The 21,763-nt window shown below is 61.7% G+C and carries 20 protein-coding genes; 7 read left to right on the top strand and 13 right to left on the bottom strand.

Annotated elements, in window-relative coordinates; genetic code table 11:
• The 3 genes from ACIGHL_RS05145 to ACIGHL_RS05135 are packed head-to-tail and all read left to right on the top strand — an operon-like array spanning position 1 to position 3,148.
• Positions 1-2,565, top strand: coding sequence for an intermembrane phospholipid transport YdbH family protein (locus ACIGHL_RS05145; protein WP_128119359.1), 2,565 nt, complete (start codon positions 1-3; stop codon positions 2,563-2,565).
• A gap of 38 nt (positions 2,566-2,603) precedes the next feature.
• Positions 2,604-2,795 (top strand): YnbE family lipoprotein, encoded by a 192-nt coding sequence (locus ACIGHL_RS05140; protein WP_045431992.1) that lies wholly within the window; start codon positions 2,604-2,606, stop codon positions 2,793-2,795.
• A gap of 8 nt (positions 2,796-2,803) precedes the next feature.
• A complete protein-coding gene (locus tag ACIGHL_RS05135; RefSeq protein ID WP_128119360.1) occupies positions 2,804-3,148 on the top strand; it encodes a YdbL family probable chaperone protein in 345 nt (114 codons plus the stop codon).
• Positions 3,149-3,188: 40 nt separating this feature from the next.
• On the opposite strand, the gene ACIGHL_RS05130 is transcribed toward ACIGHL_RS05135, so the two are convergent.
• From ACIGHL_RS05130 to ACIGHL_RS05100, 7 genes are all read right to left on the bottom strand, one after another.
• Entirely contained in the window at positions 3,189-4,172 is a 984-nt protein-coding gene (locus tag ACIGHL_RS05130; RefSeq protein WP_128119361.1) for a lipid A deacylase LpxR family protein, read from the bottom strand.
• Between the two features lie 132 nt (positions 4,173-4,304).
• The gene (locus ACIGHL_RS05125; protein WP_128119362.1) at positions 4,305-6,266 is read right to left on the bottom strand and encodes a PhoX family protein; all 1,962 of its coding nucleotides are present in this window, start codon (positions 6,264-6,266) and stop codon (positions 4,305-4,307) included.
• Positions 6,267-6,300: 34 nt separating this feature from the next.
• Positions 6,301-7,137, bottom strand: a complete 837-nt coding sequence (locus ACIGHL_RS05120; protein ID WP_241509019.1) for an energy transducer TonB — start codon at positions 7,135-7,137, stop codon at positions 6,301-6,303.
• 11 nt (positions 7,138-7,148) lie between these two features.
• Entirely contained in the window at positions 7,149-7,610 is a 462-nt protein-coding gene (gene tolR, locus ACIGHL_RS05115) for a protein TolR (RefSeq protein ID WP_216706877.1), read from the bottom strand.
• 12 nt (positions 7,611-7,622) lie between these two features.
• The gene (tolQ, locus tag ACIGHL_RS05110) at positions 7,623-8,336 is read right to left on the bottom strand and encodes a protein TolQ (RefSeq protein ID WP_128119567.1); all 714 of its coding nucleotides are present in this window, start codon (positions 8,334-8,336) and stop codon (positions 7,623-7,625) included.
• A 96-nt stretch (positions 8,337-8,432) separates the two neighbouring features.
• Positions 8,433-10,364, bottom strand: coding sequence for a phytase (locus ACIGHL_RS05105; protein ID WP_216706878.1), 1,932 nt, complete (start codon positions 10,362-10,364; stop codon positions 8,433-8,435).
• An 86-nt stretch (positions 10,365-10,450) separates the two neighbouring features.
• Positions 10,451-12,934 carry a TonB-dependent receptor gene (locus tag ACIGHL_RS05100; protein ID WP_128119364.1) on the bottom strand — a complete coding sequence of 828 codons (2,484 nt, stop codon included), beginning with the start codon at positions 12,932-12,934 and terminating at the stop codon, positions 10,451-10,453.
• 1,024 nt (positions 12,935-13,958) lie between these two features.
• Here ACIGHL_RS05100 and ACIGHL_RS05095 point away from each other — a divergent pair.
• Entirely contained in the window at positions 13,959-14,873 is a 915-nt protein-coding gene (locus ACIGHL_RS05095) for a GGDEF domain-containing protein (protein WP_128119365.1), read from the top strand.
• Between the two features lie 4 nt (positions 14,874-14,877).
• Positions 14,878-15,909, top strand: coding sequence for an AraC family transcriptional regulator (locus tag ACIGHL_RS05090; protein WP_128119366.1), 1,032 nt, complete (start codon positions 14,878-14,880; stop codon positions 15,907-15,909).
• On the opposite strand, the gene ACIGHL_RS05085 is transcribed toward ACIGHL_RS05090, so the two are convergent.
• Positions 15,895-16,116 (bottom strand): hypothetical protein, encoded by a 222-nt coding sequence (locus ACIGHL_RS05085; RefSeq protein ID WP_128119367.1) that lies wholly within the window; start codon positions 16,114-16,116, stop codon positions 15,895-15,897. The genes ACIGHL_RS05090 and ACIGHL_RS05085 overlap by 15 nt on opposite strands.
• A gap of 212 nt (positions 16,117-16,328) precedes the next feature.
• Here ACIGHL_RS05085 and ACIGHL_RS05080 point away from each other — a divergent pair, with 212 nt between their 5' ends.
• Positions 16,329-16,496 carry a hypothetical protein gene (locus ACIGHL_RS05080; RefSeq protein ID WP_181689954.1) on the top strand — a complete coding sequence of 56 codons (168 nt, stop codon included), beginning with the start codon at positions 16,329-16,331 and terminating at the stop codon, positions 16,494-16,496.
• 49 nt (positions 16,497-16,545) lie between these two features.
• On the opposite strand, the gene ACIGHL_RS05075 is transcribed toward ACIGHL_RS05080, so the two are convergent.
• The 4 genes from ACIGHL_RS05075 to ACIGHL_RS05060 all read right to left on the bottom strand — a co-directional run bounded on the left by ACIGHL_RS05075 (position 16,546) and on the right by ACIGHL_RS05060 (position 20,393).
• Positions 16,546-17,547, bottom strand: coding sequence for a 2-hydroxyacid dehydrogenase (locus ACIGHL_RS05075; protein WP_128119368.1), 1,002 nt, complete (start codon positions 17,545-17,547; stop codon positions 16,546-16,548).
• Between the two features lie 121 nt (positions 17,548-17,668).
• On the bottom strand, positions 17,669-18,088 hold the full coding sequence (locus tag ACIGHL_RS05070) for a hypothetical protein (RefSeq protein WP_128119369.1): 420 nt from the start codon (positions 18,086-18,088) through the stop codon (positions 17,669-17,671).
• A gap of 9 nt (positions 18,089-18,097) precedes the next feature.
• On the bottom strand, positions 18,098-19,600 hold the full coding sequence (locus ACIGHL_RS05065) for a GMC oxidoreductase (RefSeq protein ID WP_181689955.1): 1,503 nt from the start codon (positions 19,598-19,600) through the stop codon (positions 18,098-18,100).
• A gap of 145 nt (positions 19,601-19,745) precedes the next feature.
• The gene (locus ACIGHL_RS05060; protein WP_128119370.1) at positions 19,746-20,393 is read right to left on the bottom strand and encodes a hypothetical protein; all 648 of its coding nucleotides are present in this window, start codon (positions 20,391-20,393) and stop codon (positions 19,746-19,748) included.
• Positions 20,394-20,563: 170 nt separating this feature from the next.
• Between ACIGHL_RS05060 and ACIGHL_RS05055 the strand changes: the two genes are divergently transcribed.
• Positions 20,564-20,824 (top strand): hypothetical protein, encoded by a 261-nt coding sequence (locus ACIGHL_RS05055; RefSeq protein WP_128119371.1) that lies wholly within the window; start codon positions 20,564-20,566, stop codon positions 20,822-20,824.
• A gap of 227 nt (positions 20,825-21,051) precedes the next feature.
• Here ACIGHL_RS05055 and ACIGHL_RS05050 read toward each other — a convergent pair whose 3' ends face one another.
• The gene (locus tag ACIGHL_RS05050; RefSeq protein WP_181689956.1) at positions 21,052-21,597 is read right to left on the bottom strand and encodes a Tll0287-like domain-containing protein; all 546 of its coding nucleotides are present in this window, start codon (positions 21,595-21,597) and stop codon (positions 21,052-21,054) included.
• Positions 21,598-21,763: the final 166 nt, after the last annotated feature.

Genomic DNA, 21,763 nt, shown 5'->3' with positions numbered 1-21,763 from the left:
ATGACGAAGCGGCGGACAATCCTTGTCTGGGCGGTTGCCGGCCTGGCTCTGCTCGTTCTGGGGTTCGGGTTTTACGGTGGCTTCCGCTGGCAGCAACTCAAGCGCGACCTCGGAATTGTCACGCTCGATGTGAGCGGGGTGCGCCTGACGCTCGACCATTTTGCCGTGCGGCAGATGGTCCTCGTCCGGCAGCCATCAGCCGACGAACGGCTCGCAGTGACACTCGACAATCTGCGCCTCGACTTTGCAGACGGTTGGCGACTGCTGCCGCTTCGGTCACTGAGCATCGATCGCCTCGACGCCCGATGGCAGCCCGCTGCCAGCAAGAACGACGACAACCAGCCCCTCCCTTTACCCGACCCTGAGCAACTGAACGACTGGTCGGCTTGGCTGCCCCGACAAGGACAGATCGCTTCGCTGGACTTGACTGTGCCCTGTACAAGCGGAACCTGCCGGGCCCAGGGGCAACTTGGCTGGCAGCTTGGCGAGGAGGAGCTGCTTCCCGCCACCCTCGACCTGCAGCTGGACCACCAGCCGCATCGCCTGGCCTTGGCGCTGCACGCGTATGAACAAGACAGCGACACCCATCTGGACCTCGGTTTGCAGCTGGACGGCCAACAGCGCTTGAGCATGCAAAACCAACTGACAGCACAGACCGATTCGACGCTCTGGCGCGGTACCTTGGCGATGAACGAGTTGCCGGAAGCGCCGTGGCTGCTGGCCTGGTTGAAAGAATGGCTGGCCTATACGCCGCCGGCGTTGCCCACACTACCCGAGCAGATGCGGATCGGCGCCGGCTGGGCACTGCAACTCGACACGCAAACCCTGGCGGAGGATTGGCAGGCGCTGAATGGCGAGCTGCGACTATCGGCGAATCTACCGGCGCCCTGGCCCGTGGTCGGGCTTGGCCAGCTACAGGGCCAGCTGGACTTGAGCCTTCTTGCCGATGACGGCCTGTGGATACCAACCGAGCTGGCCGGCGATGTCACCCTGCAGCCGGCCGCGGATCTGTTCGCGGCGTTGCCGGCACAGCTGCGGCCCAGTGCCGTGAGTCTCAAGATCATACCGACAGAGGCTGACGAGGCGACTCAGGCTCTGCCCTTGAGCGTGCAGCTGTCTGCCAGCGGCCCCTCGCCTGTGACGCTGGATACGCGTCTCGTACTGGCAACCGCTGTGCCCTATGCGGCGACCTTCGACCAAACCCGGCTCACGCTGCGCAGCCCGACGATGACAGAGGCGGACTTCAGCCTGCAGGGGCTCGAAGCAGATCTACGGCTGAGCGGGCGGGTTTCGCAGCAGGGCGCCACCATTCGCTTCGACAAAAATTCAAGGCTGCGAGTAGATAGCCTGTCAGCCGCGTCAGGCCTGACCGCCAGCAAGCTGATGCTGCAGCTGGCGGGAATCGGGGTGGAAGCAGGCTTCGCCGAGGGCGAACTGCAACGTTTGGCGATCACCGGCAAGCCCGCTGTAACGGCCAGTGAAGTAAAGCAGCCGGCCTTGCGTCCGCAGGGCTGGCGCTGGAGCGGCACGCTCAATGCGGACTTATCAAAGGCCACCCTCGACGGCCCCCTGGGCAACGATGCCGGACTCAGCCTGCCGTTGAAGCTGAACCACACCTGGACCAATAGCGCGACTCGCCTCGACCTCACCCTGCCTGAGCTGTTCCTGCGCGCCGGCAACCCGCTGGCCGCGACTTTCGCCGACTGGCCGCCCTTGCTGGAGCTGAACAACGGACGCCTGCAGGGGCAGGCACAACTCAACCTGCCGGGCAGCGGCCCACTCGCAGCGTCGGCCAAGCTCAGCGCCAAGGGGCTCGGCGGCATTTATGATCGCACCGAATTGAGCGGGCTCGACGTAGAGATTTCGGCCGCGTTACGGCGCGATCAGCTGCGGTTGGACGTGACGGAACTGACCCTGCGCGAGGCCAATCCGGGCTTCACGTTCGGCCCCTTGCGCTTCGCCGGTGAATACGCGGGCCCGCTCGACAACCTCGATCAGGGCCGCCTGGCCTGGAGCATCGCCGAGGTGCGGCTGCTGGGCGGTCGGCTATGGCTGGAACCGGGTATGGCTGACCTTGGGTCGGGCACGCAGCAGTTGAAAGCGCACCTGCGCGGGCTGCAATTGCCGTTATTGCTCGAAGCCTATCCCGCCGAAGGGCTATCCGGCACAGGCGTGATCGATGGCGAGCTGCAGCTGCAGCGCAGTGAAGCCGGAATCAGTATCGAACAAGGCTCGCTGCAGGCACGCGAGCCTGGCGGCGCGCTGCAATTCCGCTCGCCGAAAATCCAGGCATTGGGCCAAGCCAACCCGGCGATGCGCCTGATCACCGAGGCGCTGGATGACTTCCACTACGATCTGCTCGCCAGCGATGTGCACTATGCCGCCGACGGCACACTCGACCTGGGCCTCAAGCTGCACGGTCGCAACCCCGCGCTGGAAGGCGGCCGCCCTATCAATTTTTCAATCAACCTCGAGGAAGACATTCCCGCCCTGCTAACCAGCCTCCAATTGTCTGATCGTGTCAGCGAAAGCATTCAACGGCGCGTGCAGGAGCGTCTCAGATGAGGCAATGTAGCAGCGACTTCGATCTGGAGAACACCGTCATGCGGTTGTGCCATCCCATCAGCATTCTGGCGCTGGCCCTGCTGGCCACTGCCTGTACCCCACGCGTTGAGCTGGCCGTGCCCAACGAGCCGATCAACATCAACCTCAACGTGAAAATCGAGCACGAGATCTACATCAAGGTCGACAAGCAACTCGATTCGATCATCAACGAAGACAGCGGTCTGTTCTGAGGAGCCTTATGAAGACCTATCTGAAACTCGGAACCCTGCTAGTGGCGCTGTGCCTTGCGCTGCCGGCTGCCGCCATGTCGCTCAACGAGGCCATGTCCGCGCTCGGCCAGGCCAAGGCCAGCGGTCAGCTCGGCGAGAAACCCGACGGCTATCTCGGCGTCGTGCAGAGCGGCGGGCAAGCCGAAGAAATCGCCAGTCAGATCAACCAGGCCCGACGCGCCGAGTACTATCGCTTGGCACAGAAGAACGGCATCGGCGTCGCAGACGTGGAAGCCATTGCCGGTAAGAAGGCCATCGAAAAAACCCCGCCTGGCCAGATCATCCTGCTAAACGGCAGCTGGGTTAGGAAGTAAGTGAAGCCTTCGCGGGGGGCACTCGCTCCCCGCTTGATCCTCAAAACCAGGTCGAGACCGTCAGCGAGCCGAACTGATCATGATTGGCCTGGCCATTGAATTCACGCGTCCGCCAGACCCTGGCAAAGGCCAGCTGCCAGCTGTTCCAGGTGAGCGCGATACCGGCCTTCGCATCACCCACCCACTCGTTCGGGTCCACTGAATGACTGCTTTTCCAGGTGTTACCCTCAAGCAGCACGTTCTGCGCCATATAGCGCCCTTCGACATCGGCGAAAAGGCTCCAGGCGAAGCCGCCCCCCTGATCGAAGAACATGCTGCCGCTCTGTGCCGGCGCCACTGCCGGAATGCTGAAACTGCGCTCTAGTCGCTGCCCGATGCGCAACCCGAACCCCGCAGAGCCGTACGTATAGAGATTGCCTAGCGCAAAGCCGGCGCTCGGACCGTACTCGAATTCCAGACCGCCAAGGCGCTGCTGACTCCACCAGCGGTAGTGGTACGCCAGGTTGACGAAGGGTTCGTTGCGCAATTGGTTGTCCCAGCCGCGCGGCTCGTCACTGTTGGTGATTTCGTGGACCCGCCGCTGAATCTTTTTGCCCCCAGCTGCCGGGCCGACGATCCCAACATCCAGATGCAGACCGCTGGTCCCGCGCCAACCTTCATGCTGATCATTCGAGAAAATCGAGATGCCGGCAAACAACAGCGCGGCGTACGGACGGTCGTCCTCGATCAGCTCAGCTCGAGTGATATCGTCCGGCGTGTAAAGCTGATGTCCCAGGCGATAGGCGACGTTATCGACCTGATCGGCACTCCAGCCCGGCATCGCCTCGGCGAAACGCCGCGACCAGTGATCGGCGCCAGGCTCGAACGAACGCATCAACTCGAAACCGTTGGTGTAGTGCCCATCGTCAGAAGCAAAAACATCGTTTTCGATTTTCAGCGAGTAGAGGTCCGCCTGGCTCACCAGCGGTGTACAGGAAATGACGACGGCGAGGGACACGCGAGTGCGCAGCTGCGAAATGGCCATGGCCCGACTCCTTGGTTACATGCAGAGAAGTATGTATCAGGATGTTAGAGCCGGGCTGCGGCCTAAACGTTCAGCGTGACTGCGGCGCACGAACATGAGCGCGCCGGCAGGCCTGTCCGTCGCTAACAGCCATCAGGTCCCGATGATGCCGCCATCGTCCTTGGTAATAAGCACTGTCGAGGCCCGGGGACGCGTCTTGCCATCGCTGGCCGGAAAGCTCAACTCGGGGTGCTGCACGTTAATCCACATGGCGCGGTAGTCCGGGCTCCAGGTGATACCGGTGATCTCGCAGCCGCGAGGGCCGACCAGAAAGCGCCGCACCTCGCGGGTGCGCGGGTCAGCACAGAGCAGCTGGTTGGTGCCCATGGCCTGCATCGCGGCCTCCTCGTCGCCGTAGTCGGTCTCAATCCACAGCCGGCCAGCGCTATCGAAGGCCAGCCCATCGGGCGAGGAAAAGATATCCCCGTTGATGGTGCCGGTGAGGTTGGCCGGTACTGGCTCACCCTCTGCGCCCTTGGCGCCAGGCTGCTCGCCAGCCAGCAGGAAGACTTCCCAAGTGAAGGCGGTCGCGGTGGGGTCGGCGCCCTTCTCGCTCCAGCGCAGAATTTGGCCGTGCAGGTTCACGGGACGCGGGTTGGCCTTGTCGGTGGGCCACTTGATGCCGCGGTTGTCGTTATTGGTGAGGGTTACATAGACCTCGCGACTGCGCGGGTGCACGGCCACCCATTCTGGCCGGTCCATGGGCGTCGCGCCCACGTGGTCGCCAGCGGCGCGGGCGTTGAGCAACACTTCAGCCTGGTCGGCGAAACCGTTCTCGGCGGTCAAACCGTTCTGTCCGTGGACCAGCGCCAGCCACTCGCCGCTGCCATCGGCGTTGAACCGCGCCACGTATAAGGTGCCATCGTCCAGTAGTCGTCGGTTGGCCTGATCATCACCCGCTATATAACGGCCGCTTGGGACGAATTTGTAGACATATTCGCCCTTGGTGTCGTCGCCGGAATAGAAGGCCATGCGGCCGTCGTCACCCAGCGAAAGAACGGAACACTCGCGGCAGTAGCGACCGAACGCGGTGCGCTTGACCGGCTTGCTCGCTGGATCGAAGGGATCGACCTCGACCACCCAGCCGAAACGGTTTGGCTCATGTACGTGGCCACCATGAGGTTGCGCAGGGTCCGGTGTGGCGTTGAAGCGGGCGTCCGCGGTTTCCCAACCGTAGAGTTTGCTCAGGCCCTTGCCTTCGATGCCGTAGCGCTTGTGCGATACGCGCTTGGCCAGGTCGGCCGCGTCGTGGTTGACGAAGTAGTTGTGCCAGTTCTCCTCGCAGACCAGATAGGTACCCCAGGGCGTGACGCCGCTGGAACAATTGTTCAGCGTGCCGATGATTTCGCGGCCGCTGGGATCGGATGCGGTTTTCAGTGCGTCGTTGCCGGCCAGCGGGCCGCTCACCGCCATCGGGGTCATGCCCGATATGCGCCGGTTGTAGCGCGACGGCATAACCCGTTGCCATTGGCCCTGTGCATCCTTTTTCACTTCGATGACGCTGACGCCATGAGCTGCCTGCTCTTTGCGCACCTCATCCAGCGGGCGCTTGCCGTCGGTAAACGTCATGCCGTTGGGATGCAGCGGCGGATTGACGTACTCGTGGTTCATCACCAGCAGGCCGTGGCTGTCCGGATTTTCCGGGAAGGGAAAGAAATGCATGCCGTCATGGTTGTCGCCCGCCTGCTTGAGCTGGGCCTGCCAGTCATCGGTGGCGTCCGGGTTCCACTCCGGGGCGTCGGCCATGACCGCATCGCCCCAGGAAAAGAACGTCCGTGCACTGTAGCCCGGTGCGACCTGCACGCTGTCGAACGCTGGGTCTAGCTGGGTGGGAATACCCTTGAAGCCGATCAGCGACTCAGACTGTACGGCGCTTCGACAGGCGCCCAAGCTGCCACCGAGAAAGCCCAGTGCGGCAAGGCCCATCCCCCCCTTCAGCAGGTTGCGTCGGCTGCGATCGACAAGCTGCTCCAGCGAGACGTTGGCGCTCGGGTTGATGGCCTGATCATCGAGCGCGGAAAGGTTGGCGTGAAAGCTTTGGAAATCCTGTTTCATCATTAACTCATTAAGCAAATGGGTCTGGTCCGCATCACTGGATGCGGTAGTGAAAGGTGTTTTTGACCTCGGGAACGGTCACGGCGCGACCGTCGACGATCCGAGGTTGGTAGCGAAAACTTTTAGCAGCCGTAAGTGACGGTCGGATAAACAGCGGATGGCAGTCTTCCAGCGCTTTCGGGTTTTCGATCCGCCCCTGTCGGTTGACCGAATAACTGACGGTGCAGGTGCCCTCGATGCCCTTGTCCAACGCCCGCGATGGGTAGTCAGGTGCATCCTTGGCGATGGGCAGATACTGCCGACTGGCAGCCGCTGCGGCTTCGGCTTGGCGCGCGCGTTCTGCAGCGGCCGCCGCTTCGGCACGTGCCGCCTGTTGGCGCTGTTGTTCCTCACGAGCCAGCTGCTCGCGGCGCTGGGCTTCGCGCTGCTGCCGCTCGACTTCGATGCGTTCCTGCCGTTCGCGCTCTAGCTGCTCTTTGCGCTGCTGCTTGGCTCGTTGCTGCTCTTTGACGCGCGCCTCCTCTACCTGTCGCTCCTGCTCGGCGCGCTTGTAGGCCAGCTCGGCCTGTTCCAGGCGCTGCTGTTCGATCTGCGGATCGACCTGCGGTTCCTCGATAACCGTCTCCACCAGCGGCTCCGGGACGGCTGTGGGCTCGGGCTCAATCACAGCCTCCGCCGCCGGCGTGGGAGTCGGCAGGCTGATCAGCTGAGTCTTGAGTACTTGAGTCTGGCTCGGCGCGCTCAGCTCGGGCGTCCAGCCATGCAGCAACAGACCGAACACCGCCGCGTGCAGCGCCAGGGTGGCCGCCGCCGCACCGGCATGGCTGCGCCACTGCGGACGCGCTACCGGGAAGCTCGTTGGTAGTGTCATGGTCAGGCTGCTCATGGCGTAGGCTGCCCAGGTGGCGCCTCGGTAATCAGACCGAGGTTCACCACCCCGCCGCGCTGCAGCTCGGCGATCCCGGCCACCACGCGGCCATAGTCCGCAGCATCATCAGCACGTACGTAGACCTGGGTATCGCCGCGCTCGGCGATGATCGCGGCGACCTTCTCGCGCATTTCCCCGAGGTCGATGGCGCTGTCCGTCTGGTCCTCGGCATTCAGCTCGCTGCCCAGGTGCCAGTAGAAGCCGCCGTCGGCCTTTACCGAGAGGGTCAGGATCTGCCGCTCATTCTCCGTGGGCAGCGCCTCGGCGGCGACCTTGGGCAATTCGATCTTCACACCCTGCACCAGCATCGGCGCGGTGACCATGAAGATCACCAGCAGCACCAGCATCACATCGATGTAGGGCACCACATTCATTTCGGCTTTGGGGCCGTGTTTACGCTGCGGTTTGACCAGCATGGCGAAGCTCCTTCAGGCGGCAGCGGCGACGCTGGGCGAGCCGGCATGCAGGCGACGATGCAGGCGCGCCTGCAGCTCGTTGGCGAAGCTGTAGTAACGCGCGCTCAGGGTCTGGCCGCGGGCGGAGAAGCGGTTGTAGGCCATCACCGCAGGGATCGCCGCGAACAGGCCGATGGCTGTGGCGATCAGCGCTTCAGCGATGCCGGGAGCAACCGTTGAAAGCGTCGCCTGTTGCACCATGGACAGACCAAGGAAGGAATTCATGATCCCCCACACCGTACCGAACAGGCCGATATAGGGGCTGACCGAACCGACCGTGGCGAGGAACTGCAAACCGCCTTCCAAGCGCTCCTCCTGCTCGGAGATGGCGACATAGAGGCTGCGCTCGACCCCCTCGATCACCGCATCCGGCGCAATGCCCGGCTGGCGCTGCAGCTGGCTAAACTCCTGATAACCGGCGAGAAAGATGTGCTGCAGGGCCGCCTCGCGGGGCAGCGGCTGATCTCCGCCCTCGCGATACAACTGCGTCAGTTCCGCGCCGCTACGAAAGCGCTGCAGGAAGGTTTTCAAAAGGCGTTCGCTGCGGCGCAAGGCGGCGCCACGCTGGATGATGAGGTACCAGCTGGCGATCGAGGCCAGCACCAGAATTACCATCACCAGTTGCACCACCAGGCTGGCTTCGCTGACCAGACCCCAGACCGACATGTGTTCACTTTGCATCTGTATTCCTCCGGCCGCCCCGTGGGACGGCACTCGTTGGATCGCTTCGGGCAACGCTTCGATTGCTGCAGCCGTTACCAGAGGGGGTTATGCCGACCGGGCTCAGTCCAGCCCCAGCGCGTCGGCAACCGCTGCCCACGGCAGGTATTTATAGTTCTGAGCCCCTTCGGGCATACGCTTGCGGCCGTCCTGCACCACCAGCATGCCGCGGCTCCAGATACCGCCGAGGTCGGCCGAAGTGACCTCCAGCCCATCGGTTTCCGATGCACCATCGATACCGAGTTCGGCATTCAACCCGACGCGGAGGGCGCCGCGAACGGCGTAGGGCGCGGAGGCATCGAGCACCAGATAGCTGTCGTTGCCCTGACTCGAGATCACCAGGTAATCGGCCTTCTCACCCTGATAGAGCGCCAGACCCTCGACGTCGTCATGCAACGGGCCGCCGACACCGATGACCTTTTCCAGCTTCGCTGGCGCATCGCCACGGGCATCCAGTGTCCAGACCGCCTCGTCTTCCTCACCGACGAAGAGCCGTTGCGTCCGGTCATCGGCCACGCAGCCCTCGGGTTGGCTGCCGACCTTGAACTGCCTTACCAGCTCGCCGCGCGGCGAGCCGCCTGTACCGTCAAGGCGGTACTGTAGAAAGGTGCCGTCCTTGTCGTTGGTGATCGCGTGGATGGCGCTTTCGCGGTCTTTGAACATGCATAGGCCATAGATATCGTTGATCGGCGTGGCGATCTGGCCGATATCGCTCAACTGCCCGCTCGTTGGTTCGATGGCGAACAGGTGCAGGCTGTTGTGATCCCGATTGCTGGCCACGGCGAGGTCAACCTGCTTGCCGCCGAGAACAAAGCCGGTGCGCACGTCCACGTTGTTCAACCGCCCGACGGGCAAGTACTGGAGCTGCTTGCCGGCCATGTCGTACACACCGAGCCCGCCCTTCTTGTCGGTGGCCAGCACACGGCTTCTGGCGCGGTCGCTTGCGTTGACCCAGATCGCCGGGTCGTCGGCAGCATCGCCGAGGTGCGGCACAGGGTCGGTCTGAACCTGGGCCGGCAACATCGGGATGACAGCCGTCGCGTTGGGCGTCGGAGGCTGCCAATCCAGACGAGCCGCGTGGGCGCCACGCTCATCGGTCAGCAGCAGGTCGATGCCACGCTCGGTCAATCGGGCGCTGATCTGCTCAGGCTCGTCGAAGCCTTCGAGCGGCAGTACCGAATGGCTACGCCAGCTGTCGGCGTCTCGCCCATAAAGGTGCAGCGCGCCTGCTTCCGGGTCTAGCGCCAGCAATCCGCCCGGCACCAATGCCATGCCGGCAGCGGCTTCAGCGATCCCACCGAACGGCTGAACGATGTCCACGGGTTGACGTACGAGCGGTGCTTCAGCATCTGCCGCGTAACGCCAGAGTCCCACGCCTTCTTCGTTGACGATCAGCTCGCCGGTTTGATCATCCACCTGGCAGTAGCCGCTCTCCGGCGGCAGGCTCAGGCCGCGTACGCGCTGCGGCGTCGCAAGTGGGCGCATGTTCGCGGCGACCAGCCATTGCTCGCCGACACCTTCTTCACCGACCAGAAAGAGGAAGCTGTTGCGCGCCGCGTCGCGGAACAAGCACAGCCCCTCGATGGCGAAGTCCGTTCGCGGGATGTACAGCGGCTGACTCCAGCGACGCTGGCGGTCAAGCCCTAGCAACACGGGCTGCTGTCGCTTGCGGTCGAGGGTGGCGATCAGCATGCCCTGCTCACCGACACGATGATCCAGCCCTTCGAAGCGGCCTTTGGAATCGCTGATCACGGCGCCATCGGCGTCGAGTATCTGCAGCCCGCGCGAATCCGGTCGAACGACCAGTCGCGACGCATTCGGCCAGAAATCCGTATTGGCGATCAGCTGAGCGTTCACGGCTTCCAGCGGTGCGGCATCCACGATGCTCAGGCTCGGCGATGGCTGCTTGTCGGAGTCGACGCCCGCTCCGGACTGACAGGCCGCAAGCGCAATGCAGAGGCTCAGCAGCATGGGTTTATGCAAAGTCATGTACATGGTTTTTCCAATCAGCAGCCGCTGACCGCCACCATTCCGAAAAGGGGAACAGAGCAGAGGCGGGGCGGCAAAAAAGTCGAAGTTGGTCAGAAGTGCGTCAGGGTCAGGCCAAGCTTGTAGGTCGGGCCGTATTCCTCGTACTGGGCGTTGTAGTTGCTGCGCCCGGTGTAAACGAAGTAGGACTCGTCCGTAAGGTTCAACGCCTCGAGCGTCACCTGCAGATTCGGCGTGATGAAGTAGCCTGCCTTGAAGTCCACGAACAGCTGATCGTCTGCGTAGAGATCGTGGGCTGCGTCATCGATACCGGCCACTTCGGCCAGGTACTCGGATTTGTAGTTGGCGGCCAGACGCATGTTGAACACGTCATTCTCCCAACCGACCATGAGGTTGCCGACGCTATCGGAGTGGTTTGGCAGGTCGATGCTGCGACGGCTGCCCTGCCCTTCGATCTCTGCATCGGATTTGCTGAAGGTGGCGTTGGCGCCCAGCAGCACGCCATTCCAGGGTGCCGGTAGCCAATCGAGCTTCTGCGAATAGGCCAACTCGACACCATAGAGCTTGGCGCTGCTGCCGTTCTCGAAACTCAGCGCTTCGTCGAATCCGGTCCATTGGCCCGTGCCGGCCAGATCGGTGTTGTAGATGAAATTGTCGATGTCCTTGTAGAACAGATAGGCCGACACAGCGCCCGCGCGGCCCATGTAGTGCTCAATGCCGAGGTCGTAGTTCATCGACTCCAGTGGCTTGAGGTCCGGGTTGCCGAACGCCGCCTCATCATCTTCGATGAAAAAACCGGGTGCCAGCTGCTCGAACGTCGGGCGCACCACTGTATTGGTCCAGGCGGCACGGATGAAGGTATCGGGCGTCAGTTCATAGCGTGTATGCAGGCCTGGCAGCCAGTGGTCATAACGGTTGTCGCTGGATACGGCTTCGAACTCACCGTCGCGCAGGCCGGTGCCCTTGGCGCTGAACTCGGTGCCCTCATAGCGCAGGCCGGCGATGATGCGCCACTTGTCCAGATCCACGGTGTTCATGAAATACGCGGCGTTGATGTCTTCGCTCATGTCGAAGTCGCCGATGCGCGACTCCTCTTCATTGTAGAACTCGCTCGCATCGAGGCCGCCAATCAGGCCCTCCAGGCCGCCGGCACTGATGCCCGGACCGAAGCGGTCCAGCGCGTAGTCGACCTTGCCGCCCTGGAAGTCGGCCAGGGTCAGGTCGTCGAAATCGTCGTAGGCCCAGATCTCGGCGTCGTTGGTCTTGTCGCGCCGGCTGAGCTTGCCACCGAACTTGAGCTGCGAGGCATAGCCCTGGATGTCGTAATCACGGGCCAGATCCAGACGGATGTTCTTTTCCTTGTCACGCGCATCGGTCTTCTCCCACTCCACCTCGTCGAGTTCGAAGCTGGCAGGATCGTAGAAAGACGGGTCGACGGTCAGGCGCGGTTTGTTCGTGCTGGAGAAACCGACTTCAGCGAAGTCACCCTCGAACGTCGCGCTGGAAATGCCGCCCGGGTTGCGCTCGCGGGCCTCGCTGTAGCCGACCTGACCACTGAGGGTCCAGAGACCCATCATGCGTTCGCCGCCGAACACGTAGGACTGGATGGTCTGGGTTTCCTCGCGGGATTTCAGCTCGCGCCAGCCCTCGGCATCGCCGAATTCACCTGCCAGCTGCGCATCTTCGAGTTCGACCCCGGCTGCGTTGCGGGTCTCGGTGTCCTTGAAGCGGCTGTATAGCGTGCGCAGGTAATAGCTACTGAAGTCGTCGGGCTGGTAATCGAAGTTCAGACCAAAGCCGGTGCGCTCGCGGGTGATCTCGTAGTCACGCTGCTCGAACTCCCGCATCCGGGCCCCATCGTCTTCGAAATCCCACTTGCCGCCGGTCTCGACGTTGTCCGAGCCAAAGTCGCGATCCTGCCAGCTCAGTGCCGCGGCCACGCCGAAGTTGTCGACGCCACCGCCCAGGCTGAAGCGGTTGCTGATGGCACCGGAAAATTTCGGGCTGGTCTCGCCGACGTTCTCGTCGTAGCTGGCTTCGGTGCTGAGGCTGTAGAACAGGCCGTCGTGGTCGAAGGCGGAGAGGCTCTCCACCTCGATGGTGCCGCCCAGGGAGTTGGCGTCCATGTCTGGCGTGAGGGTTTTGACCACTGAAAGCGACTGCACCAGTTCCGAAGGCAGCACATCCAGCGCCACGGCGCGGCGGCCGCTTTCCGGCGAGGGCACCAGGGTGCCGTTGATGGTGACGCTGTTCAGGTCCGGCGCGATGCCGCGCACGCTGACGAAGCGGCCTTCACCCTGATCGCGCTCGACGGAGAGGCCAGGGATGCGCTGCAAGGCTTCGGCGGCGTTGTCATCGGGCAGCTGGCCGATGCCATCGGCATGGACGACGCTTTTCACGCTGTCGGAGTTGCGCTGGTCCCTCAATGCCTCGTCGATGCTGACGGCCTGGCCGATCACCTCGACGTGCTCCATGACAAGCGGCTCCTCGGCCCAGGCCGAACCGGCGCTGACGGCCAGGGCCAGCAGGCTGATGCGGAACCCTGCATGACGGGTGCCGCTGCGGTATGTGCTCATGAACAATCCCCCGACGCTGTTTACCGGGTCCATCCCGGAACTGGAGCGGACGGTAGGGTCGGGATATGGCGGTTCTGTGACAGGGGTTTTTGCTGGGGCGCCAGAGAGGGGTTATTGGGGTGGTTTGGGGTATGAGGTGAGCCGATATGACCCGCCTCCGGCTCGGACGCAACGCTCAACCCGTAGGGTGGGCTTTAGCCCACCACAAGCACAGCGCCAATCCGTCACGGTGGGCTGAAGCCCACCCTACGGTGATGGCGGGGTGACGCATTGGTGGGAGCGCGGGTCGTGCCGCTGGCCGTTTCGGCACGGTCCGGGACGCTGGTTTCGCCCTGCTGGGCGAGTCCCTTTTGGCAGTTGCCCCAAAAGGAACCAAAAGGTCTTGCCCCTACATCCGGGTCTCGCTTCGCGAGACTTCCCTCATTCCATCGCTGCTCCGAGGGTTGCCGCGCAAGGGCCATCCATGGCCCTTCACGGCTCTCGCGGCATCCATGCCGCTCGCCCCTCTAAGCAGCGATTCCATTCAGCCTACTGGAAGGGGCGTTCGGTGGCGTCTGGTAGCTCGTTCTTCAGAAAACAAGCCAAGCGTGTTTGTTTGGCTGTTAAAACTTTCAGGCAACTCGGACCGACTCCCCTTCAGGAGGCCGAGCGTAGGCGCTGCGCAGGGGGACGCGAGGCATGGATGCCGAGCGAGGAGCGATGGGACATGGATGTCCCTTCGCGACGACCCCCGGAGCAGCGCCTAAGCGAGGGAAGTTTTGCGAAGCAAAACCCGGATGCAGGGGTGGCCTTCTTTTTGGTTACTTTTTCTTGGCCACACAAGAAAAAGTGACTCGCCTGGCAGGGCGAAACCAAGCTATCAACCAACTCGCCAATAAGCCTAACGCTGAACCTACGCAGCACCGCTTTTAAACCTATCCCTAAAAACCCCTGAGCCAATTCAACCCCCACCCCATTCATCCAACCGTCACATCCATCTGTTTCCGTGCCCTCACGCACTGGCGCGGCTCGCCACGGAGACCCGATGAAATCCCTGCTCAAGCTCCACACCCTCACCCTGCTCGGCCTCGCTTTCGTCGCCAATCTTGGTCTGCAGGTCTACCTGGCGACCGGCCAGATCAAAACCTGGGCGGAGATCAACTGGACGGACGTCGCTGGCGAAGGCGGCTCGGCCGTGCTGGCGCTCGCCTGGCTGATCATGCTGCTGCACAGCCGTCCAGCCGGTCGTGTGACACGGCTGCTCGCCCTGGGCCTGGCCTGCGTGTTCTTTTCCTGGTGGATGGACACGCTGGACGAGTTCATCCAGTTGCCGGAGCTGGCCGTCTGGGACAACTGGCTGGAGACCGCACCGATGCCCATCGGCTTGCTGCTGTTGACACTGGGCATCTATCACCTCAACCAGGAACAGCGTGCCATCAGCCAGCAGATGAGCAAGCGTGAGAAAGGATTCCGCGAGCACCGTCTGTTCGACAAGCTGACCCCATTGGGCGCCGCGGAATACTTGCGCCAGCAGGTGCAGCTGGCGCTCGGTCACGCCCAGGCGGAACAGCAGCCACTCTCGCTGGTGGTCGTGGACCTGGACGATTTCAACACAATCAATCAGCGCTACGGCCAGGCAGAGGGGGATGCGGTTTTGCAGGCCATGGCGCAGCTACTGCTGCTCAATCTGCGCCGTCAGGATCTACTCTGCCGCTTGGCCGGGGATCGCTTCGTGGCGGTGTTGCCAAACACGGGCGAGACCCAGGCCCGAATGATCGCAGAAGAACTGCAACAGGCCGTGGCCAGCCTGGCGCACAAAACAGCACAGCACGGCGAACGGGTGCACCTCCGTGCAAGCACAGGGACAGTGATGGCGTTCGACGAGGATGCTGAACAGCTGCTCAAACGCCTGAACTTGAACCTGGCCAAAACCAAGCAGCAGCTGCCGCGCTGCGCCTGAGGAAATGGCCATGCCCACTGGTTACGATTGCGATACGCGTTTCATCGCCGCTCATCACCAGCCGGCCGTGCTGATCGATCTGGCGCTGTCACGCGGGATCGACAACCACCAGCTACTGCGCGGTAGTGGGCTGTTCTATGAAGACGTCATCGGTGGCCAGGCGCGGATCAGCCCCCGGCAGTTCCTGACCCTGATCGGAAACGCGCAGCGCTTGCTTGAGGCTGACGACAGCAGCTTTCTGTTCGGCCAGCGCCTGTTACCGGGCCACTACGGCGAGGTCAGCCACGCGTTGACCCATGCCTGCACCTTGCAACAGGCGCTGGAACAGCTGCAGCAATTCCGCGCCCTGCTCAGTCCGCTACTGACGCCCCGGCTGCTCCTCGACGAGCGGAGGGCATACCTGTACTGGACCGACAACTGTGGTATCGGTAACCAGCAGCGGTTCCTCACCGAGGCCAGCCTGACCGCCGTGGTGGCGATGAGCAGACGGCTTTCCGGCGAGCGCCTGCCTTGGCGCTTCCACCTCGCCTACCCGCAGCCGCGGCATGTCGAGCAGTACTGGGTGCATTTGAGCGAGCAGCTGACCTTCGCCAGTCAGATGACCATGATGAGCCTGCCGCTGGAATATCTGCACAAGCCTTGGCCAGGCGCCTCGGCGACCGCCGGACAGGTCGCTCAGCAGGCGAGTTGCGCGCAGCTGGAGAGCCTTGGCTGGCCTGGCAGCTTTATCGATCAACTGTACGACCATCTCTACGCGAACATCCGAGAGCCGCTGAATCTGGAGCGTGTCGCCCAGTCCTTCGAGATGAGTCCCGCCTCGCTCAAGCGCAAACTGCACAAGCACGGCACCGGCTTTCAGGAGCAGCTGGATCAGGTACGCAAGCATGTAGCGCTGTACCTGTACCAAATGAAGGGCTACAGCAATGATGAAGTAGCGAGCTACCTGCGTTTCAACGACACCACCAATTTCCGCCGTTCGTTCAAACGCTGGACCGGGCTAGCGCCCAGTAGCCTGCGCCAGCTATTCCAGAGCTGACCCGGTCGGGCGTATCGCCGCGCCGTGCCCGTCGATGGGACTATCGGTCGGCTCGGAGTTGGGATGAGTAACTTTCGCTTGGGTTGGTTGTGCTTCCTTCGCATTGCGCTGAAGACTCGAAAGGGTCAACGCTCGACGCAGCAACAGCGCGGCGATACCGGCAACGGCGAGAAATGTGATTAGCACCGGTATGGCTTGTTCGTTCATGCGTCCTAGCTCACCCTAAGTAAAGCGTCGCGGCAGTAATAGCTTTTTGATACTACCGGCGTTAATGGGCGAATACCATCGCTGCATTAAGCGGTCGCAGCCAGGCTTTGCCCGCGCACGCTCCGACGAACGGTGGGACAAATCGGCTTCTCGCGAGTCGTAACTGGGTCGCTACGCCTAATAACTCAAGATGGCTGAGGGGGCTGACTTAGATGCATCGGGAATACACCAGGCAATACCATCAATTGCGTACCCACATCGAACGGATGCTCGACAGCGGCGCGGTGATTGCTGAACGAGCGCCACTGACGATCAGACGTGGAAATCAGGTTTATCAGGTGGCATGCGGGATGCTGATCAGCGAGCAGAGCCCACGCTGATCCGGCCAGGGTTCCGTCTGGCAATCCAGGCGCCAGCGAACCGTGATGGCTACACCAGCTTGTCGACGGTCACGCGATGCAGGGCACCGCTGCCCTGCTCGAAGGCGCTGATATTCGCCAGCGTGGTCTCGGCGATATTGGTCAGCGCTTCCGCAGTGAAGAATGCCTGATGCCCAGTTATCAACACGTTGGGAAAGGTCGTCAGACGCATGAACAAATCGTCGCTGATGACCTGCTGTGAAAGGTCTTGGAAGAAAAGGTTTTCTTCCTCCTCGTAAACATCCAGCCCCAGCCGACCGATCCTTCCGCTCTTGAGACCCTCGATGACTGCGCGCGTATCGACTACACGGCCTCGGCCGGTGTTGACCAACATTACGCCCTGTTTCATCTGAGCAATCGCGTCGGCATCGATCAGGTGGTTGGTTTCCGGGGTCAGCGGGCAGTGCAGCGAAATGATGTCCGCTTCGCCGAACAGTTTTTCTAACGGCACATAGCTGACGAATTCCTTCGCATCGGCGCTGGGAAAGGGATCGCTGGCCAGCACCCTACAACCGAAGCCATGCATGATGTCGGCGAAGATAAGGCCGATCTTACCGGTCCCAATCACGCCCACCGTCTTACCGTACAGGTCGAAACCGAGCAGGCCATCGAGGGAGAAATTTCCTTCACGCACGCGGTTATAGGCGCGATGGGTCATCCTGTTGAGCCCGAGCACCAGTGCCACCGCATGCTCTGCGACCGCGTGGGGCGAATACGCCGGCACTCGCGCCACCGTTATGCCCAGCCGCTCCGCCTCGGCGAGGTCGACGTTATTGAAACCGGCCGACCGCAGGGCAATGAGCTCCGTACCGCTGGAATGCAAGCGCTGCAGCACTTCGCGGTCGAGCTTGTCGTTAACGAAAGCACATATGCCGGCGAAACCCGCCGCTAACGGCGCGGTTTCCGCGGTCAGCCGGGCGTCCAGATAGACCAGTTGGTGCTGGTGCGCCTGGTTGGCCTGGTCAAGAAAGGTGCGATCGTAGGGCTTGGTACTGAAGACGGCGATGCGCATGAACAGGCCTCCGGATAAGACGGATTGAGGGGGCCACCCAGCCTGTCACTTGATCCATCGAATGACATTGCAAAGGCCATTGGCCGACGGGTTCAACGAGGCAGGCGGATACCGTATGACCTCACGCCAGCCCGTCGAACCGAGCGTAAGGGTTGCTGCAGGGCAACCGATAGCCAAGAAAGCTAATCTTGGGATTGGTCTTGTTCTGCTGCCGCAAAAAATCAGTCGAAACCATGAAATCCGTTAACAAACGGCGCTCGAAGTTGTCGACCCGAAGATCAGTGTAGGCTGTTCCCACACCGGTTTGCTGGCGGATCTTGTAGAGCCCCATCAATGCGGTCAGCTTCTCCGAGCCGTAGTGGTCAGCCATCGCATCGACGAATTTGCGCTGGTCGTCAGGATTCATCTGGAAGTTTCCCACCAGCCGTTGCAGCAGCTGCGGAATGAAGACCTGACGGTCCTCGTAGATCCAGGCGCCGGACCCGATTGCCACCAGACCCAGTGTGGCGGCGGACGAAACCAACAACGTACGACGTTTCATGGGCAATCCTTAGCTATAAAGCAGGTCGGCAGCACGGATGGACAAGGCGGCAGCCGTCAGGCTGGGATTCGCCGGCGAGCAGCTCGGGTAAGTCGCAGTACCGACGACAACAAGATTGCGCATTTTGTGATGCACCATGTGCCCATCGACGACCGAACCGTCATCTACCTGCCCCATGCGCAACGTGCCCTGCACGTGCGATTCCGTCAGACGCCATTCCCTGAAATTGATCGATTCCACCGGCAGCGGCGCGAGCAATTTTTCCAAGCTGTCGAGGCCGTACTGAACCCCCTTCATGCCGTAGTCGGACTCGCCGCGGTAGTCGATGATCGCCTGCCCGGTCTGCGGGTCGATGACGACCCGGTTCTCGACGTTGGGCAGGTCTTCGCTCACCAGCATCAACGGCAGCGTCTGGTTCCAGCGCCCGATTTCTGGACGTAGCCCGTAGGGCCAGCGATTTTCAAAGTAGACCAGGCACGCCGAGTGCTCCTTACGGAAGTCACCGTCGTATAGCGAATAGTTAAGGCCGGTGGTGATCGTGCTGCCATCGAAGTTGCCCAGCCCATCTAGATATACCTCGACGTTGGCCCCCACTTGCTCGTGCAGGCCCATACCGGTTTCGCCGAAGTTGATATCCGAACGCAGCAGGATCGCCGGGCTCTGAATGGCATTCGCGCCCAGCACGAACAGATCACCGAATACTTTGAACTCCTGCCCATCGGAGCGGATCGTGACGCCCTTAATGATGTTGCCTTGGTATTCGAGTGTGCGCACTTCGGTCTTCAGGCACACATCCACCTTGGGATGGCTGTACAGCTCGGCCAAGCCATTCTGCGCGGTGAACTTGGCGTTCATCGGGCAGAGGTTACAGGTGGCATTGGCACAGCAGACGCCTCGGGTGCCGGTCGCGACCCGAGCACGCCCGGTCGGCATGATGAAATGATGGTCGGGCATGGCCTCCTTCATCAACATGTCGATGGAGGAGCCTTTATGCGGAGGCTGGGGGAAGGGTTGGCTGCGAGGCAACACTCGGGTCATATCCGGGTCGCCTGCGATCGACATGATCTGCTCGGCCTGGCAATAGTAGGGTTCGAGCTCGGCATAGCTCAGCGGCCAATCGTTGCCGACACCGTAACGCGTCCGAATGGCGAAATCACTGGGGTGCAAACGAGGCGTCTGTGAATACCAGCAATTCATTCCACCGCCCAAGGCGATGGTGGTATTCCAAGGTTTCTCGCCGCGGTTGTCGTAGGTGGAGTCCGGCTTGATGGCAGAACTGCTTTGGGTCTGGATCTGCCAATCCCAGGGATGGAAATCACCCCACTCTAGGATCAATGCGCGTCCGGTGAGGTGTTTCAAGGCTTCGGTCAAAAAGAAGCTCGAACCAAAACCAGACCCGACTACAACCAACTCATAGTGTTCTTCGTTGATGTCCTTTGCGCTTACCCGGTTGATCTCCACGACCGATTCCCTTACTGCTGCAGCCTCGCCGAAACCAAGCTGTCCAATCATTTACACGTCAGCAATGTCCTGCTGCGCAGCGCATGTCACGGCTTGAACCCGGCGTATCGCTACGACACGCGCTGAGAAGCCAGTTCTACGTGACCTTTGAAACGAAGCGGAGTTCCACCCTGCTTAAGCCCATGCGTGCGAAGGGCTAGTCATTCAGCCCTTCCGATAGCCAGCTCCGTACGCGGCGACGGTCACGCCAGGAGGTCAGCTGGTGGGTGAACGGGCTCTCCGGCACCAGACGGCATTCCGGATCGGTGAGGTCGCCCAGTTTGAAGCGCCGCAACACACCTAGCGGGTGGCGCTCTGGCCCGTAAAACGCCACCGCGCGGATTTCCATGCAGTGGAACTGCCAGTCACCCACTGGCTGATGGCCTTGAAGCTCGATGCCATTAAGCTCGGCAACTCGCCGCAACATACCCTGAAAGGTGCCGACGTGAATGAAATCACCACTGCTCAGTGGCCCCTGGTGGGTGGTCTGGTGGATGGCGAGATCGGGTGGCACGTCATCTTCCATGCTCTGGCGAATGTCGGTGATATCCACTTCCAAGGGTCCCCGTGACGTCATCACCGAGACCACGAGCTGATTGATGAACATCGGCTCGGCACTCATGTTGGAGATGATGCAAAGCGAGCCGAGTCCTTTGCCTGCGCCTCGATTGATAAGCAGGCTCGGCTGACGCTGCCGTCTGAAGTTTCGCAGGAGCAAATGCGCATAGAACATCCACACCAGAAGCGTGCTCAAGGAGATCAGCAACGAAACGAGCTGCTGGTTCTTCATTAACCAATCGATCATGTAGCGTCTCGGTAAGTGATTCCCAGCTGAGACAGTCCAAACCCGGCTGGGTGCCCCACCCCTGTCGGCAGGCGCCGCTCCACACGCGGCCCGTCCAGCAGCAGACACGAACGAACGCCAGCCGCTGCAGGTCCGAAACATGGAGCCCGCAAACAGTCGAGGGATATCAAATGAAGAGCTTAAGCATCGCTTCATCAGTGTTACTAGCCCTGCTAGCAACGACCGCGTCGGCCAATCAGGAACCGACCGAGCATGAGCCGGCCGACACAAACAGCCAGGCCCAGCAGGACCTCAACAACGAGGCAAGCGCACACGGCTACCAGAACCCTACCGGCGAAGACCCGCAGCCACGTTTAACCGAGGACACGATCGAAAACGCTCACGGAGACGACGAGCGCGTAGATGACGAAGAGGATTCGCAGAAACGCTGATTAGCTGACCATCGCGCTAGCGACGACCTGAGTTGCCGTCTGCGACTGTGGACGGCATCAGCCTTGTTACACCCGGCGTCTGGACTGGCCAGCGTGGCAGGACGCATCGGCGCATGAGCAAAGCGGCGGGACGCTATAGCTTGTATGTGCAGGCGCTGTCGAAATACACGACTACATTCTCCGTGCGCCGCAGCCGGGCGGCCACGGGCAGGTCAGTAAAGCAGACGCTAGTCGACAGCACGCCTCAGCGTGAAAGCGCCCCGCAGCTCCCCAAGCTTGAAGCCCCGAGCTTCGTCCTCGGGGTAATACTGGTCAATCAGCGCCGCCAGCTCGGGTTTGATCGAACCACCATGACAGGCCAGACACGCCTCACCAGTGGGGATGGCCTTCATCATTCGAAACTCACCGTCCACCATTTCGGCATGCGACATGTTTTGCAGTGGCTCACCCTCCGCAGCGCGCTGCTGAAACTGCTCCAGCACGGCGCGCTCCCAGGGATCGGGCGCATTGTCTTGGTTACGCAGCTTCAGTGCCGTGCGACCCACCCGCCAAGGCGCCTCGCTATGCTCGGCAGTGATCTGCGGCGCCATTTGCTGGCAGGCCTGCACCGCCTGTTGCGGTCCGCTACTTTCCACAGCGGACTTCACCGTGGCCATCAGCTGCTGCTGAAACGGAGGAATGAGTGCCATCCCCTCACTGATCAACGGATCCAGTGGCTCCGCTTGGGCAGACAAGCTCAACGCCAAACAGCTCAAGGGCAACAGATAGCGCATAAAAACTCCTTGGTGGCCTACTGGCCGAAGAGATGTATTGAATCGAAAACCAATTGGACCCGCGCCCCTGCGACCAGGCATCTGCGCAGCTGTCGCAGACTCGCTGTGTGTTGCACACGTTACTTTCGCCAGTGCCGAAGAAAGCATGCGCATTTAATCGTCCAGC

It is taken from the genome of Pseudomonas sp. NPDC077451 (assembly GCF_044543345.1).
Taxonomy (GTDB): Bacteria; Pseudomonadota; Gammaproteobacteria; order Pseudomonadales; family Pseudomonadaceae; genus Stutzerimonas.
Note: the sequence above shows the minus strand (reverse complement) of the source record. Positions and strands in the feature narration are given on the sequence as shown.